The 16,625-nt window shown below is 67.6% G+C and carries 9 protein-coding genes; 4 read left to right on the top strand and 5 right to left on the bottom strand.

The annotated features are described in order from the left end of the window. Positions 1-14: 14 nt before the first annotated feature. Positions 15-1,355: an MFS transporter gene (locus FBT96_RS01595; protein ID WP_136904649.1), complete on the bottom strand. Its 1,341-nt coding sequence runs from the start codon at positions 1,353-1,355 to the stop codon at positions 15-17. A 54-nt stretch (positions 1,356-1,409) separates the two neighbouring features. After that, a complete protein-coding gene (locus tag FBT96_RS01590) occupies positions 1,410-1,949 on the bottom strand; it encodes an acyl-CoA thioesterase (RefSeq protein WP_136904648.1) in 540 nt (179 codons plus the stop codon). Positions 1,950-2,111: 162 nt separating this feature from the next. Between FBT96_RS01590 and FBT96_RS01585 the strand changes: the two genes are divergently transcribed. Together FBT96_RS01585 and recQ are read left to right on the top strand one after the other, a co-directional pair. Continuing rightward, positions 2,112-2,399 carry a YggT family protein gene (locus FBT96_RS01585; protein ID WP_081024449.1) on the top strand — a complete coding sequence of 96 codons (288 nt, stop codon included), beginning with the start codon at positions 2,112-2,114 and terminating at the stop codon, positions 2,397-2,399. Positions 2,400-2,403: 4 nt separating this feature from the next. After that, positions 2,404-4,467 (top strand): DNA helicase RecQ, encoded by a 2,064-nt coding sequence (gene recQ, locus FBT96_RS01580; protein ID WP_136904647.1) that lies wholly within the window; start codon positions 2,404-2,406, stop codon positions 4,465-4,467. On the opposite strand, the gene FBT96_RS01575 is transcribed toward recQ, so the two are convergent. Beyond that, entirely contained in the window at positions 4,468-6,699 is a 2,232-nt protein-coding gene (locus FBT96_RS01575; RefSeq protein ID WP_136904646.1) for a response regulator, read from the bottom strand. Between the two features lie 138 nt (positions 6,700-6,837). On the opposite strand from FBT96_RS01575, the gene FBT96_RS01570 reads away from it, so the two are divergent. Both FBT96_RS01570 and pbpC read left to right on the top strand, forming a co-directional pair. Further along, positions 6,838-12,282: an alpha-2-macroglobulin family protein gene (locus FBT96_RS01570; RefSeq protein WP_136904645.1), complete on the top strand. Its 5,445-nt coding sequence runs from the start codon at positions 6,838-6,840 to the stop codon at positions 12,280-12,282. Then, entirely contained in the window at positions 12,279-14,333 is a 2,055-nt protein-coding gene (gene pbpC / locus FBT96_RS01565; protein ID WP_136904644.1) for a penicillin-binding protein 1C, read from the top strand. The genes FBT96_RS01570 and pbpC overlap by 4 nt, the downstream gene beginning before the upstream one ends. Before the next feature lie 70 nt (positions 14,334-14,403). Here the strand turns inward: pbpC and FBT96_RS01560 are convergent, their stop codons facing one another. After that, positions 14,404-15,579 (bottom strand): acetyl-CoA C-acyltransferase family protein, encoded by a 1,176-nt coding sequence (locus FBT96_RS01560; protein ID WP_136904643.1) that lies wholly within the window; start codon positions 15,577-15,579, stop codon positions 14,404-14,406. Between the two features lie 256 nt (positions 15,580-15,835). Beyond that, the gene (locus tag FBT96_RS01555; protein ID WP_136904642.1) at positions 15,836-16,567 is read right to left on the bottom strand and encodes a metallophosphoesterase family protein; all 732 of its coding nucleotides are present in this window, start codon (positions 16,565-16,567) and stop codon (positions 15,836-15,838) included. Between the last annotated feature and the right edge of the window lie 58 nt (positions 16,568-16,625).

The following is a 16,625-nucleotide window of genomic DNA, read 5'->3' as shown; positions in this document are numbered from 1 at the left end:
CGCTTTCCTTTGCTTCACGCCGCGGCGTGGTCTCCCTCGGATTTGACGAAGGCTAGCAGGATCAGCCCCAGAACGAAAAGCACGATGACGGGAGTGATGCCCAAAGTCTGGCTTTGCGTCATCGCCGTGACCGCCCCGATCGAGAGCGGCGCCAGGAAGGCGGTGGCCTTGCCGGTCAGCGCGTAAAGGCCGAAGCATTCGGTGATCTTGTCCGGGTCGGACTGGCGCACCATCATCGTGCGGCTTGCCGATTGCAACGCCCCGCCGCCCGCGCCGATCAGCCCGCCGAGGAGGTAAAAGGCGATGTCGGGCAGGGTGCTGTCGGCCGCGACGGCGATGCCGAAGACACTCTCGCGCGAGACGAAGACGACGCCCAGCGTCAGCAGCGCAAGGGCGATCAGGCTGAAGACGATCACCGATTTCGGGCCGAAACGGTCATCGGCCTTGCCGCCGAGCCAGGAAAAGGTGGCGCCGGTGATCGTGCCCAGAATGCCGAACAGCCCGATCTGCAGGATCGACCAGTTCAGCACCCCCGCCGCGTAAAGCCCGCCGAAGGTGAAGATGCCATTGAGCGCATCGCGGTAGAACATCGACGACACCAGATAGGCGAAAAGGCTGGGTCGTTTCGGAAGCGATTTCAGGGTGCTGCGCAGCTCGGGCCAGGCTTCGCGGGTGGCCTGCGCCACCGGTACGGCGCCGGGCACGCGCGGCTCGCGCACCCAAAGGAAAAACGGGATCATGAAGACCGCATACCAGACGGCGGTCAGCGGGCCGACGACGCGGGTATCCTCGCCCGTCGCCGGATCAAGGCCGAACAGCGGCGTCAGCCCGATCAGCGTCTTGCCGGTGGTCGGGCTGGCCTGCAAGAGCGTCAGCATGACGATCAGCGACACCATCCCGCCCAGATAGCCGAAGGCCCAGCCCGAGCCGGACACCTTGCCGATGTTGTCGCGGCCGGTCAGGTCGGGCAGCATGGCATTGGTGAAGGAGGTGGCGAATTCCATGCCGATCATGCCGATGGCAAAGGCGGTCATCACCAGCCAGAGGTTGTAATGGCCCGGCTCGGCCGTCCAGAGGAACGCGGCGCCCGCCACATACATAAACGAAAACAACCAGATGAAGGGCATGCGCCGACCCGAGCGGTCGGCGATGGCGCCCAGGAAGGGCGAGGCCACCGCGATGATCAGGCCGGAAAAGCCGATGCCGAAGCCCCAGACCGTCTGCGCCGTGGTGCCGTCGCCCATCAGCCGCTCCATGAAGGGGGCGAAGATGAAGGTCAGCAACAAGGTGTTGTAGGGCTGGCTGGCCCAGTCGAAGAACCACCAGCCCCAGATGCGCTTGCGTTCGCTGATCATGTCGCCCCCCGTGTTTGGCCGGATCAAGCCCGAAACCGGGGGGCAGCGCAACATTTACCTTGAAGCGGGCATCCCGGGCGGCCAGGGGCGGCTGGCATCGGCGGCGATCCAGGCCTGCACCCAGTCGGGCAGGGCGGGGCTTGTCGCTTTGTGGCCCATGTCCTCGACCACCCTTTGCGGCGCGACGATGCCCGCTTTCGAGGTGACGGCGCCGCGGATCAGGATGTGGTTGCAGCATTCCTCCCCGCGCCACATCCCCTGCTCCATGTAGAAAAAGCGCGTGTCCCAGCCCAGACAGCGGGTCCGCATCTCGAAGCTTTGCAGCATGGTGATGCGCTTTCTGTAGCGCGTCGTGTTGCCCGCGACGACGATGCCCCAGCGGTTGCGGATCAGGCAGGCGTTCAGCCCCGTCCGTTGTGCCAGCGCGATCCGGCCCAGATCGAACAGCGTCACGATGCGGCCGTTGTTCAGATCCTGCCAGGGGTCGATGTCCCAGGGCCAGGCGCGGTGAAAGGTGGACAGCGGATCAAGGATGTCGATCCTTTGGCCGCGCGATGACAGGATCGCCTTGCCCATGCGGATGATCGGATACATGTCTGCCCCCCGTTGCCGCCCCTGTCGTGCCGCGCTGCGGCGGGGGCGTCAACAACGACCTTGCGGCAAATGCCCCGCGAGATGGCCCCCAAATGCCACGGCGGGCAGTTGCAACCCCGCCCGGCGTGGCTTACCTGTGAGACGCATCCGACGGAGGTCCGAATGAACCCTAACATGCTGCTCGACGGGGTCCATGTGGCCCTTGCCCTCGTGTTTCAGATCCTGTGGCTGGTGATCCTGGCGCAGGTGATCATGAGCTGGCTGGTCAATTTCAACGTGCTGAACCTGCGTCAGCCGATGGTCTACAAGATCTGGGATCTGCTGAACCGGATCCTGGAGCCGATTTACGCGCCGATCCGCAAGGTCCTGCCGTCGTTTCAGGGCGTCGATTTCACGCCGATGGTGGTGATCATCGCGATGATCTTCCTGCAACGGCTGCTTGGCCTCTGACCGCATGAGCCTGCCCGACCCCAGCCCCGAGGCAAGGCTTGCCTCGGTTTTCGGATTCCATGCCTTCCGACCGGGGCAGGAGGAAATCGTGCGGGCGGTTCTGGCAGGGCGCAACACCTTGGCGATCATGCCGACGGGCGGCGGGAAATCCTTGTGTTTCCAGCTGCCTGCCTTGTGCTTGCCGGGGCTGACCGTGGTCATCTCGCCGCTCATTGCGCTGATGCGCGATCAGGTGCGGTCTTTGCGCGAAGCCGGGGTCGAGGCCGGGGCGCTGACCTCGGGCAATACCGGCGAAGAGACCGAGGCCGTGTTCGAGGCGATCGACGCCGGGCGGCTGAAGCTGCTCTACATCGCGCCCGAGCGGCTGGCCGGATCGGGGACGCTGGCGCTGCTGCGGCGGGCAAAGACCGGGCTGATCGCGGTCGACGAGGCGCATTGCGTGTCGCAATGGGGCCATGATTTCCGCCCCGATTATCTGCGCATCGGCGATCTGCGCCGGGCGCTTGATGTGCCGCTGGCGGCCTTTACCGCCACCGCGGACGAGGAAACCCGGGCCGAAATCGTCACCCGGCTGTTCGACGGCATCCCCCCCGCGACCTTTCTGCGCGGGTTCGACCGGCCGAACATCGCGCTGGCGTTTGAGCCCAAGGATCAGCCGCGGCGGCAGATCCTGGACTATGTCGCGGCGCGGCGCGGGCAGTCGGGCATCGTCTATTGCGCCTCGCGCGCGAAGACCGAGCAACTGGCCGCCGCGCTGATCGAGGCGGGTCACCCGGCCTGTCACTATCACGGCGGCATGGAGGCCGAAGACCGCCGCCGCGTCGAGACCCGGTTTCAGCGCGAGGACGGGCTGATCGTGGTGGCGACGGTGGCTTTCGGGATGGGCATCGACAAGCCCGACATCCGCTGGGTCGCCCATGCCGATCTGCCGAAATCGATCGAAAGCTATTATCAGGAAATCGGCCGGGCGGGCCGCGACGGCGCGCCTGCCGAGACGCTGACGCTTTATGGCGCCGATGACGTGCGCTATCGCCGCCAGCAGATCGACGAGGGGCTGGCGCCCCCCGAACGCAAGGCCGCCGATCACGGGCGGCTGAATGCGCTTCTGGGTCTGGCCGAGGCGACGGGCTGCAGGCGGCAACGGTTGCTGGCCTATTTCGGTGAAACATCAGGCCCTTGCGGCAATTGCGATCTGTGCGAGACGCCGCCCGATCTGTTCGACGGCACCGAAGCGGTGCGCAAGGCGCTGTCCGCCGCGCTGCGGACGGATGAAAGCTATGGCGCCGGGCATCTGATCGAGGTTCTGCTGGGCCAGACCAACGACCGGATCACCGCGCGCGGCCATGACCGGCTGCCGACCTTTGGCGTCGGCAAGGATCTGAGCCGGACCGAATGGCAGGCGGTGTTCCGGCAGATGCAGGGCCATGACCTGATCCGCCCCGATGCGGCACGGCACGGCGCCCTTGTGATGACCGACCGCGCGCGGCCGATCCTGCGCGGCGAGGAACGCATCACGCTGCGCCGCGATCTGGTGCGCAAGGCCAAGGTCAAGCATGTGCCGAAGGCGCTGGTGTCCGACGAAGACGCGCCGCTGCTGTCGGCGCTGAAGGCGAAACGGCGCGCGCTGGCCGAGGCGGCGGGGTTGCCCGCCTACATGATTTTCCCCGACCGCACCCTGATCGAGATGGCCGAGCTGCGGCCCGGCACGCTGGACCAGTTCGCGCAGGTGAACGGGGTGGGGGCGAAGAAGCTGGAAAGCTATGGCCGCGCCTTCCTCGAGGTGATCGCGGGGGCGGGCGCGGCCGAGCCGGTGCATCCGGCGCGGATGAAGCTGGCGGGGACGGCGGCGGCCAGCCTTTATGATGCGCTCGATGCCGCGCAGCGGGCGCTGGCGCGGGGCGAGGACGGGCATGACCGGTTTCTGTCCTGCCCCGCCACGATGCTGCGCCGGATCGCCGAGACGAAGCCGAAGAGCCGCGCCGATCTGGAGCGGATCACCGGCATGGGCGAGGCCAAGCTCGATCGTTTTGCCGACACGTTCCTTGCGCTGATCGCCGAGCACGGCTGATCAGAGCTCCAGCCCCGCGGGCAGCACCGGACGCGCGTCTTCGGGTTGATGCGCGAGGATCCGTTCCGCGATCGACGCCTTGCGCAGGGGTTTCGTCAGATAGAAATCGAGCCCCGCGGCAAAGATCGACTCGCTGTCGCCCTCCATCGCATGGGCGGTCAGGGCGCAGATCGGCACCCGCGTGCCCTTTTCGTGCTCGTACATGCGGATCGTCTGCGTCGCCTCGCGCCCGTCCATCTCGGGCATGGAAATGTCCATGAAGATCAGATCGGGCTGAAAGCGGCGCCATTCCTCGACCGCCTCCAGACCATTCGCCGCAAACCGCAGTTCGATGTCGAAATCCTTCACCATCTTGCCGAAGACCAGCTGGTTGGTCCGGTTGTCCTCTGCCGCCAGGATCCGCATCTGCCGTTTCTGCGGCGGCAGGGCGGGCACGGGCGGGGGCGGGGCGGGGTCAGCCGGCTTCGGTTCCGTCCGCAGCGACAATTTCTGCAGCATGCGGAACAGGTCCGAGCGCAGCACCGGCTTTTCGAGACAGCCGAACAGATCGCAATTGCCCTGCGCCGCATCCAGCGCCGCGCTGTCCGAGGTCAGAAGCAGGATCGGCGTCTCATGGCCCATCGCCCGCAGCCGCCGCGTCAGTTCCAGCCCGTCCAGGTCGGGCATGTGGTGATCGGTCAGCACCAGATCGAAGCGGGTGCCGTCATCGAGCACCTTCAGCGCCTCGGTCCCCGACCGGCACAGCGTCACCTCAAGCCCGTAGGTTTGCAGCTGCCGTTCCAGAATCACCCGGTTCACCAGCAGATCATCCACGACGAGCGCCGCGCGCAGCGTCACCGGCGGCGTCGGCCGGTCGAGCGGCGCCACGGGTTCCGCGCGGGGCAGGATGACGCGGAAGCCGAAACACGAGCCCTCGCCCAGCTGGCTGTCGACCCAGACCGAGCCGCCCATCAGATGCACCAGCTGCCGGGTGATGGCGAGGCCGAGCCCGGTGCCCTCGAAGCGGCGGTTCGAGGCGGCTTCGACCTGATTGAACTCGCCGAAGACATGGTCGAGATTGTCGGGCGAGATGCCGATCCCGGTATCTTCCACGGTGACATGCAGCTCGTAATGTTCGGCGTCGCGCTCGAAGCCGACGACCCGGGCCAGCACATGGCCGGTGTGGGTGAACTTGACCGCATTGCCGATCAGGTTGGTCAGGATCTGCCGCATCCGCCCCGGATCGGCGATGAAGCGGGTGGGCAGGAACAGGTCGTAATCGACCAGCAGCTTGACGCCCTTGTCCTTGGCCGAGGGCAGCAGCAGCACCATGATCTCGTGCAGGCAGCGTTCCAGATCGAACAGCACCGGGTAAAGCTTCAGCCGCTCGGCCTCGATCTTGGAATAATCCAGCACGTCGTTGATGATCGTCAGGAGCGCCTCGCCCGAGGAGCGGATGGTCTCGACGTAAAGCTGCTGTTCCTCGTTCAGCACGGTTTCGCCCAGCAGTTCCGCCATGCCGACGACACCGTTCATCGGCGTGCGGATTTCATGGCTCATGTTCGCCAGGAAGGCCGATTTCGCCCGGTTCGCGGCCTCGGCCTTGTTGCGCGCCTCCTCAAGCTCCTGCTCGCGCTCGATGATATGGGTGATGTCCTGCGCCAGACAGACCAGATCGCCATCCTCGCCCCAGCGGTCGATCAGCTTGATGTGGTGGCCGTTGCGGGTGCGCAAGACGATCGGTTCGATATGCTCGCGCCGGATCCGGGCGATCATCTCGTGGTGCCAGTCGAGCGGATCGCGGCCCGCCATGTCCACCATTTCATGCTTGGCGACGATCTTCAGCACGGCATCATAGGTGACGCCCGCGGTGATCGCCACTTCGCCATGAAAGAACGACAGATAGGCCCGGTTCGCCACGACCAGCCGCAGATCGCCATCATAGACCGCAAAGCCGTCGCGGATGGTTTCAAGCGCGTCCCACAGCCGCCGCTGCGCGATCATCGCCACCGATTCCGCCCGCTGCAGATCGCCGCGCACGCGCGAATTCTCGCCCTTGAGCGAGGCGGCCTCGGTCAGCGCCTGCTGCAGCCCGTGCCGCTGCTGCACGATCTGTTCGGAAAGTGCCCGCGCATGCAGGGCCAGTTTCTGGTTCGCCGCAAACAGCTCGCGTTTTTTCTGCTCCAGCAGGCGTTCCGCCGCCAGCCGAGCCCGCCGCTCCTGCGCCAATTTTTCTGCCAAGACGGCGTCCATTCCCGGCACCTGTCGAAAATCCTGTCGCACCATGCCAGTCTTGGGTGAAAATCTGCTTAACAGCTTTAACCCGCCGCTTCGTTGTTGAACGAAACCCCGCCGCATGAGAGCATCCGCGCATTCAGCCCGGAGGTTTCCATGCGTCTGTCCTCGGTCTTTCTTTCCTTCTGTGCAGTGATTTGCAGTATCGGCCCTGCGGTGGCGCAGGAGGTCCCGCTCGTCCCCGAACGACGGTTGTCGATCGCCGAGGGGATGGACCTTTCGGGCCGGGATCTGAAACAGATTTTCGACACCACGCTGGAGGCCTGCGAGGCCGCCTGCCTGTCCGATTCGGCCTGTGAGGCGGTGACCTTCAATGCCCGCAGCAATGCCTGTTTCCCGAAAGCCGGGGTGACGGCGATGACGCCCTATCAGGGCGCGTTTTCGGGCGTGGTGGTGGCGGCGAACAAGGGCGCCGAGGCGCGGGCGCAGACCCGGGCCGCCGATCTTGATTTCCTGTCCGAGGGCAGCCTGTCCGAGGCGACGGCGCTTGCCGCGTCGATGGGGCGGCTGCATCTGACGAATTTCACCCGCCCCGAGGAGCTGGCCACCGGGCTGAAACAGGCCCGGGCAGAGGCGAACTGGGCGCGGGCGCAGGCCTTGGAGGGGGCGATGATCGTCCTGTCCGACGCCGCGGATCAATGGACGGATTATGCGGCGCTGGGGCTGCGGCTGAAGGAGGCCGAGGCGGTCGGCCGCTCGGTCTCGGCGGCGGTGAACGGCTATCTGCGCGCCGCCAAGCCCGCCGGTCAGGCCGAGGCGCTCTTCGTTCTGGCGCGGGCGCTGGAAAAGGCCGACCGGACCCGGGAAGCGCTGGCGGCGCTGCGGCTGGCGGCGACGCTGTCGGTGCGTGAGGACATTGCCGCCGCGCTGAGTGATGCCGAGGGCAAATACGGTTTCCGCATCGCCGATCACGCGGTCGAGGCGGACAGCGCAACGCCCCGGATCTGTGCGAATTTCAACGCCGATCTGGTGAAGACCGGGGTCGATTACGCGCCCTTCGTGCAGCTGCCCGAGACCGGGCTTTCGGTCGAGGCCGAGGCGAACCAGATCTGCGTCGGCGGGGTGAAACACGGCAGCCGTTACGCGCTGACCTTCCGCAAGGGCCTGCCCGCCGCAACGGGCGAGACGCTGGGCAAGGATGTCACGATCACCGCCTATGTGCGCGACCGGGCGCCCTCGGTCAGCTTCCCCGGCCGGTCCTATATCCTGCCGCGCGGCGCCGACAGTGGCGTGCCGGTGCAGACGGTGAACCTCAAGGGGCTGGATCTGAAGATCCTGCGGGTGTCGGACCGCAACCTCGTCGCGGCGATGCGCGAGGATTACTTTGCCCGCTCGATGGACAGCTGGTCGGTCGATTATTTCAACAACCAATATGCCGAAGAGGTATGGCACGGCAGCGCCGAGGTGAAGATGGAGGTCAACCGCGACATGACCACCCGTCTGCCGGTGCAAGACGTGACCGGGCCGCTGGGGGCGGGGATCTACGTGCTGGTGGCGGCGGTTCCGGGGGCCGATCCCTATGAGAAGCCGCCCGCGGCGCAGTGGTTCATGATCTCGGATCTGGGGCTGACCAGCTATTCGGGCGCCGACGGGCTGACCGTTGCGGTGCGCGGCCTTTCGGATGCGGCCGCGGTTGCGGGCGCCGAGGTGCAGCTGGTGTCGAAGGCCAATGCGGTGATCGCGACGGCCACGACCGATGCCGAAGGCGTGGTGCATTTCGCCCCCGCGCAGGCGGCGGGCAAGGACAATTCTGCCCCGGCGCTGATCGCGGTCAGCCGCGGCGAGGATCTGGCCTATCTGTCGCTCACCGATGCGGAATTCGATCTGTCCGACCGTGGCGTCGAGGGCATGCCCCCCGCGCCTGCGATTGACGTTTTCCTGACCACCGACCGCGGCGCCTATCGCGCGGGCGAGACGGTGCATGCGACGGTGCTGGCGCGCGATGCCAGCACGCAGGCGATCGACGGGCTGCCGCTGACCGCCGTTCTGCTGCGGCCCGATGGCGTCGAATATTCCCGCGCCCTGACCGAGGATGCGGGCGCAGGCGGGCACACGATCGCCCTGCCGATCGGGGCGCAGGCGCCGCGCGGCACCTGGCGGCTCGATATCTTCGCCGATCCCAAGGGCGAGCCGCTGGCTTCGGGCAAAGTCCTGGTCGAGGACTTTCTGCCCGAACGGATCGATGCCACCCTGACCCTGCCCGAGGGCGTTCTGGCCGGGGATGACATGCCGCTGATCGGGCTTGAGGCACGCTATCTCTTCGGCGCCCCGGGGGCCGGGCTGGGCACCGAGGGCAGCTTCGCGCTGCGCACCGCCGAGGCGGTGCCGGGCTTTGCGGGCTATGTCTTCGGCCGTCACGACACGCCGTTTGAAACGATCTACGACAGTCTGGAAGCGGGCGAGACCGACGAGACCGGCGCGGCCGAGATCGCCGTTGCCCTGCCCGAGGCGGCGCTGACCGCCGACCGGCCGCTGGAGGCGACCTTTGCGGTGGAAGTCCGCGAAGGCTCGGGCCGTCCGATCAGCCGCGAGATCAAGCGTCTGGTGATGCCCGCGGCGCCGGTTCTGGGGATCAAGCCGCAATTCGCCGAGGGCGCCGTGCCCGAAGGCGCAGAGGCCGGGTTCGAGGTCACGACCCTGGGGCCGGATCTGCAGCCGGTGCCGATGGCACTGCATTGGGTGGTGAACAAGATCGAGACCACCTATCAGTGGTATGCGGTCGATGGCTATTGGAACTGGGAGCCGATCACCCGGCGGTCCCGCGTGGCCGAGGGCAAGGGCGATCTGACTGCGGCCGAACCGCTGAAGATCTCGACCAAGGTCGATTGGGGCCAATACGAGCTTGTCGTCGAGGATGACAGCGGCGCGATTGCGGCCAGCACGAGTTTCGACGCGGGCTGGTATGCGCCCGCCGATGTTCTGGCCAGCCCGGACCGGCTGCAACTGGCGCTCGACAAGCCCGCCTATGCGCTGGGCGACACCGCGCATCTGCGCATCGTCGCCCCGGCCCGGGGGGTGGCGCTGGTTTCGGTCCTGTCGAACCGGGTGGTGGCGCTGCAATCGGTCGAGGTCGAGGCCGGGGAAAACAGCATTGACCTGCCGGTGACGCAGGAATGGGGGGCGGGGGCCTATGTGACGGCCTCCGTGCTGCGGCCGCTCGCCGAGGAGGCCCCGAACCGGGCCCCGAACCGGGCGATGGGTCTGGCCTATGCCACGGTCGATCCGGGCGAACGGGCGCTGAAGGCGGCCTTCGACGTGCCTGCCGCTTCCGATCCGCGCGCGGCGCTTCCGGTGGCGCTGAAGGTCGCGGGCGTGAAGAAAGGCGAGACCGTTTACGCGACGATTGCGGCGGTGGATCTGGGTATTCTGAACCTGACCGGGTTCAAGGCGCCCGATCCTGCGGCGCATTACTTTGGCCAGCGGCGGCTGGGCGTCGGGCTGCGCGACGTGTACGGGCGGCTGATCGATGGCCGCAGCGGCGAGATGGGGGTGATCCGTTCCGGCGGCGATGCCGGGCGGGACATGTCGCTTCAGGCGCCGCCGCCCACGGAAGAGCTGGTGGCTTATTTCTCGGGCGCGCTGACGGCAGATGAAGATGGCGTGATCCGCACCAGTTTCGACATGCCCGCCTTCAACGGCACGGTGCGGCTTTCCGCGGTGGTCTGGTCGAAGACCGGCGTCGGGCAGGCCTCTTCGGACGTTCTGGTGCGCGATCCGGTGGTGGTGACGGCCTCGGTGCCGCGGTTCCTGGCGCCCGGCGACAGCTCGCGGTTGCTGCTGGAAATCGTCCATGCCACCGGGCCTTCGGGGCGGATGGGGCTTGATGTGACCTCGGCGGGGCTGGTGCTGGGGGATCGTCCCTCGGGGCTGGATCTGGCCGATCTTGGCAAGGCGGAAATCGCCGTGCCGGTGACCGCGCCGAAAGCCGAAGGCGTGCAGGAGATCCGGGTGGCGCTGACCACGCCCGATGGCAAGTTGCTGGAAAAGGTGCTGAAAATCCCGGTGCAGGACAACAGCCCCGAAGTGGCGCGGCAATCGCGCTTCGATCTGGCCGCAGGCAAGAGCTTCACCTTCGACGCCAATGTCTTTGCGGGCTTCCTGCCCGGATCGGCGCGGGCGACCTTGGCGGCGGGGCCGATCGCCCGCTTTGACACCCCGGCGCTTTTGCAGGCGCTCGACCAATACCCCTATGGCTGCACCGAGCAGATCACCTCGACCGCGCTGCCGCTGCTCTATCTCTCCTCGGTGGCCGAGGCGATGGAGCTGGGCACGCCCAAGGATATCGACGCGCGCATCGAAGTGGCGATTTCCAAGGTGCTGACCAATCAGGATTCCACCGGGGCCTTCGGGCTTTGGGGGCCGATGTCGGGCGATGGCTGGCTCGATGCCTATGTCACCGATTTTCTCAGCCGCGCCCGCAAGGCCGGGCATGCGGTGCCGGACATGGCCTTCCGCAACGCGCTGGACAACCTGCGCAATCAGGTGAATTACGCGCCCGATTTCGACCGCAGCAGCAATGGCGGCGGCCGGGTTCTGGCCTATCAGCTGATGGTGCTGGCGCGGGAAGGCGCGGCCTCGATCGGCGATCTGCGCTATTTCGCCGATGTGAAGGGCGACGATTTCGCGACGCCCCTCGCGATGGCGCAACTGGGGGCGGCGCTGGCCTCTTATGGCGATCAGACCCGGGCCGATGCGATGTTTGCCCGGGCGGCGAAATCGGTCTCGGCCTTGGGCGATGAAAAGCCGGTCTGGCGCGATGATTATGGCACCGACCTGCGCGATGCGGCGGCGGTGCTGGCCTTGGCGTCCGAAGCGGGCTCGACCGCGGTGAACGCCCAGACGGTGGGCCAATCGGTGATCGCGCGTCTGGGCCGCACGCCCTTGTCGACGCAGGAGGCGAGCTGGACGCTTCTCGCCGCCCATGCGCAGATCGACCGGCCCGGGGCGGAAAATCTGACCGTCGATGGCGCGGCGGTGACCGGGCCGCTGGTCAAGGTGATCGACGCCGAGACCGCCGGGCGGTCGCTTTCGATCGCCAACACCGGGGAAACCCCGCAGACCCTGACCCTGACCACGGTGGGCGTGCCCGAAGTGGCGGAAAAGGCCGGTGGCAAGGGCTGGGCGATTGCGCGCAGCTACTACACGCTGGAGGGCGAGGAGGTCGATGCCACGAAGGTTGCACAGGGCACGCGGCTGGTGACGGTGCTGGAAATCAAGCCGCTTGGCCGTCAGGAAGCGCGGCTGATGGTCAACGATCCCTTGCCCGCGGGCTTCGAGATCGACAACCCGAACCTGATCCGTGCGGGCGATCTGGCGGCGCTCGACTGGCTTTCGGTCGAGGAAAATCCGCTGACGACCGAGTTCCGGCAGGATCGGTTCCTTGCTGCGCTGGATTGGCAAAGCGATCAACCGTTCCGGCTGGCCTATGTCGTGCGCGCCGTCAGCCCGGGGACGTTCGTGCATCCCGCGGCCTCGGTCGAAGACATGTATCGCCCCGAGATGCGGGCGCATGGCGAAACCGGGGTGGTGACGGTGGAATGACACCGCGCCTGCGGGCGGCGGGGATTTTCGCCGCCGCCCTTGTTCTGCTGTCGGTGGCGGGCCTGCGCGACGGGCTGGATCGCTGGATTGCGACGGTGCCGCTGCCGCCCCTGGGCGTTGATGTCGGCACCGAGGTTCTGGCCCGTGACGGCACCATCCTGCGCGCCTTTCCGGTCGCCGATGGCCGCTGGCGCCTGGCGCCCGGTCCGGTCGATCCGGCCTATCTGACCGCGCTGGTCTCCTATGAGGACGGCCGGTTTTACCGCCATCCCGGCGTCGATGGCGTCGCCGTGCTGCGGGCCGGGGCGCAGATGCTTTGGAACGGGCAGGTGGTGTCCGGGGCCTCGACGCTGACGATGCAGGTGGCGCGACTGCTGGAGGAAGGCTCGACCGGCCGACTGGATGGCAAGCTGCGGCAGGCGCGGCTGGCGCTGGCGCTGGAACGGCATCTGACGAAACCGCAGATCCTTGATTTGTATCTGCGATTGGCGCCCTTTGGCGGCAATGTCGAAGGCGTCCGGGCGGCCTCCCTCGCGTGGTTCGGCAAGGAACCGCGGCGGCTGTCCCCCGCCGAGGCGGCGCTGCTGATCGCCCTGCCGCAATCGCCGGAAAGCCGCCGCCCGGACCGGTTTCCGAAAGCCGCCAAGGCGGCGCGGGACCGGGTTCTGGATCGTCTTGCGGCCGAAGGCGCGCTCGACGCAGACGCGGCAAAGGCCGCCAAGGCCGAGCCGATCCCGACCCGGCGGCGGGATTTTCCCGCGCTCGCCCCGCATCTGACCGAACGGCTGTTCGCCGCCGCGCCGCGTGGCGCCCGGATCGAGACGACGATCGATCCCGGTCTGCAACGCGCGGCCGAGGCGCTGGCGGGCCGGGCGGTGGCCGGGCAGGCCGGGCAGGTCTCGGTGGCTCTTCTGGTGGCCGATCACCGGACGGGCGAGATCCTCGCCTCGGTCGGCGGCGCGGCCTGGACCGATGCGAAACGGGCGGGCTTCGTCGATCTGACGCAGGCGCCGCGTTCGCCCGGATCGACGCTGAAACCCTTCGTCTATGCGCTGGCCTTCGACGACGGTCTGGCCCATCCCGAAACCCTGATCGAGGATCGCCCGGTGGCTTTCGGCCCGTGGCGGCCGCAGAATTTCGACCGCAGCTTTCGCGGCACCGTGCCGGTGCGGCAGGCCTTGTCGCTGTCGCTCAACATTCCCGTCGTCAGCCTGACCGAAGCCTTGGGGCCGGACCGGCTGCTTTCCGCGCTGCGCAAGGCCGGGGCCAGGGTGCTGCTGCCGAATGACGCGCCGCCCGGTCTGGCGGTCAGCCTGGGCGGGCTTGGCATCAGCTTGCAGGATCTGGTGCAGACCTATGCGGCGCTGGCGCGGCTGGGCCGTCCCTTGCGGCTTTCGGCCGAGGCGGGCAAGGCCGGTCCGCGTGACGGCGCACTTTTCGGACCGGTCGCTGCCTGGCAGGTGAGCGATATCCTGTCGCGCATTCCGCCGCCGCCCGGCGCCGCGCCGAACCGGATCGCCTTCAAGACCGGGACCTCCTATGGGCATCGCGATGCGCTGGCGCTGGGCTTCGACGGCGCCCATGTGGCGGGCGTCTGGATGGGCCGCGCCGATGGCACGCCGGTTCCTGGGGCCTTTGGCGGAGACCTTGCGGCGCCGGTGCTGTTCGAGCTGTTCGACCGCATCGGCGCGTCGCGCGCGCCCCTGCCGCCGCCGCCGCCCGCGACGCTGATCCTGCCCAATGCCCGGCTGCCGCAACCGCTGCAGCGCTTTCGCCCCCGTGATGCGGCCTTTGCGACCGTCGTTGCGGGGGCCCCGGAAGTGACCTTCCCGCCCGAAGGCGCCGAGATCGAGATGGCGGGGCAGGGGCTCACGGTGAAGCTGCGCGGCGGCGCGCCGCCCTTCACCTGGCTGGCGAATGGTGCGCCGCTGCTGGTGGGCAGCCGCACGCGGGAAACCGTGCTGGCGTTGACCGGCCCGGGTTTCGTGTCGCTGACCGTGCTTGATGCGCAGGGGCGCAGCGACCAGCGTCAGATCGTGCTGAAGCCGTGACAAGGGCGTATTTGGACCAAGAAGAAGCGGCATGTTTCTTCTTGGTTCAAATACGCCCTTGCGACAGAAGTCAGAGGCGCTCGATCGCGAGCGCAATCCCCTGGCCGCCACCGATGCACATGGTGATCAGGCCAAGGCGGCCGCCGGTCCTGTGCAGGTGATAAAGCGTCTTCACCGTCAGGATTGCCCCCGTCGCGCCGACCGGATGGCCCATCGCGACGGCGCCGCCGTTCGGGTTCACCCGCGCCGGGTCGAGATCGAGCGCGCGCGAAACTGCGAGAGCCTGCGCCGCGAAAGCCTCGTTGCTTTCGATCACGTCAAAATCCGTGACCCTCAGCCCGGTCCTTTCGCACAAAAGCCGCACCGCCGGGATCGGGCCAAGGCCCATCACCTCGGGGCGCACGCCCGCGGTGGCAAAGCCGCGGATGCGTGCGAGCGGTTTCAGCCCGGTCGCCATTGCGGCATCCTCGCGCGCGATCACCAGCGCCGCCGCGCCGTCGTTGATGCCCGAGGCATTGCCCGCCGTGACCGAACCGCCCTTGAGGAAGGCGGGCTTCAGCGCGGCGAGTTTGTCGAGCGTCGTCGCTTTGGGGTGTTCGTCGGTGTCGAAAATCACCGTGCCCTTGCGCGTGGCGATCTCGACGGGCACGATTTCCTCCTTGAACGCGCCCGCCGCAATCGCCGCCGCGGCGCGGATCTGGCTTTGCAGCGCGAAAGCGTCCTGATCCTCCCGCGTGATGCCGCATTCGGAGGCGACGTTTTCCGCCGTCACCCCCATGTGGCCGGTGCCGAAGGGGCACGAGAGCGCCCCCAGCATCATGTCGATCACGCTGGCATCGCCCATCTTTTGCCCGAAGCGGGCGGCGGGCAGGATGTAGGGGGCGCGGCTCATCACGTCGACGCCACCCGCCAGGGCGAAATCACCCTCGCCCAGCATCAGCGCCTGTGCCGCCGAGACGATCGCCTGCACCCCCGAGCCGCAGAGCCGGTTCACGTTCATCGCGGGCGTTTCGACCGGCACGCCCGCCTGCACCGCGGCGACGCGGCTGACATACATGTCGCGCGGTTCGGTGTTCAGGATATGGCCCATCACCACCTGATTGATCTGTTCAGGCGCGACGCCCGAGCGGTCCAGCGCCGCCCGCGCCGCGATCGTGGCCAGATCGACGGGCGCAAGGCCCGCAAGGCTGCCGCCGAACGCGCCGATGGCGGTCCGTGCGCCCGAAAGAATGACAATGCCGGTCATGGGGTCCCCTCCGCTGCAATGCGGAAAGGTTACCTCCGGCACCGGGGCGGGGAACAGGGCTTTGGTCCGGCGTGACGGAACGTCATTCCCTCAGAAGCCGAAGGCCCAGACCAGTCGCAGTTCCGTGCGCCCCCCCTCTCCGTCGGGATGGGTGACGATCCAATGGGTTCGCAGGCGTGGTGTCGATCGTCTCCGCATCGGGGCCCCCGGGGTGCTGTTTCGGGAATCATGCGCCGAATTGGTTAATGCGACGTTCTCAGCCCAGCGGCACCCTGCCCCGGTCGGTCAGCAACCAGGCCTTCCGCCCCTCGATCACCGCCGCGGACAGGGGGCCGCCATACCCGGCGGAGCTGTCCAGATTGAGCCGGTTGCCGTAATGGCTGGGGACCTCAAGCGCCGTATGCCCATGCACGATCAGCGCGCCGTGATCGCGGGGGTCTTCCAGAAACGGGGCGCGGATCCAGAGCAGGTCATCCTCGGTCTGCGCGGCAAGCGGCACGCCGGGGCGGATGCCCGCATGCACGAAGATCGCCTCGTCGTGCTGATGGAACAGCGGCAGCCCGGCCAGCCAGCCGCGATGCGCGGGCGGCACGGCGGCCAGCGCCTCGGCATGGACCTGCGCCGTGGGCCGGTTCGCCGGTTCGCGGATGCCATAGGAGGCCAGCGTCTCGGGCCCGCCCAGCCGCGGATGCATCCAGGTGTATTCGGCGCGCAGCCGCGGATCGCGGCCGAAGGGATCATCGAGGAAAATCGAGAACATCCGGTCGTGATTGCCCTTGAGCACGATCAGATTTTCCCCCGCCGCCTGCCGCTCGAACAGATGCGTGATCACCCCCGCCGAATTCGGGCCACGGTCGCACAGATCACCCAGCACCACCACGGGGCTTTCTGGGCTGCCCTCGCGGCGACGGTCGGCCTCGATCCGGTCGAAGGCGCGCATCATCAGGTCATATTGGCCGTGGATGTCGCCGATGGCATAGCTTTGCATGGTCTCTCCAACGAAAAGGCCCCCCGCGGTCGCGGAGGGCCTGGTAACGTCCTGAATC

Origin of the sequence: Rhodobacter capsulatus (assembly GCF_005144475.1) — a bacterium.
GTDB lineage: Bacteria > Pseudomonadota > Alphaproteobacteria > Rhodobacterales > Rhodobacteraceae > Rhodobacter > Rhodobacter capsulatus_C.
This window is presented reverse-complemented; position numbering and strand designations above follow the sequence as displayed.

Bases quoted from the DNA above. Each gene is read 5' to 3' on its own strand.
- FBT96_RS01595 (WP_136904649.1), bottom strand. From the start codon at position 1,355: ATGATCAGCGAACGCAAGCGCATCTGGGGCTGGTGGTTCTTCGACTGG.
- FBT96_RS01590 (WP_136904648.1), bottom strand. From the start codon at position 1,949: ATGTATCCGATCATCCGCATGGGCAAGGCGATCCTGTCATCGCGCGGC.
- FBT96_RS01585 (WP_081024449.1), top strand. From the start codon at position 2,112: ATGAACCCTAACATGCTGCTCGACGGGGTCCATGTGGCCCTTGCCCTC.
- recQ (WP_136904647.1), top strand. From the start codon at position 2,404: ATGAGCCTGCCCGACCCCAGCCCCGAGGCAAGGCTTGCCTCGGTTTTC.
- FBT96_RS01575 (WP_136904646.1), bottom strand. From the start codon at position 6,699: ATGGACGCCGTCTTGGCAGAAAAATTGGCGCAGGAGCGGCGGGCTCGG.
- FBT96_RS01570 (WP_136904645.1), top strand. From the start codon at position 6,838: ATGCGTCTGTCCTCGGTCTTTCTTTCCTTCTGTGCAGTGATTTGCAGT.
- pbpC (WP_136904644.1), top strand. From the start codon at position 12,279: ATGACACCGCGCCTGCGGGCGGCGGGGATTTTCGCCGCCGCCCTTGTT.
- FBT96_RS01560 (WP_136904643.1), bottom strand. From the start codon at position 15,579: ATGACCGGCATTGTCATTCTTTCGGGCGCACGGACCGCCATCGGCGCG.
- FBT96_RS01555 (WP_136904642.1), bottom strand. From the start codon at position 16,567: ATGCAAAGCTATGCCATCGGCGACATCCACGGCCAATATGACCTGATG.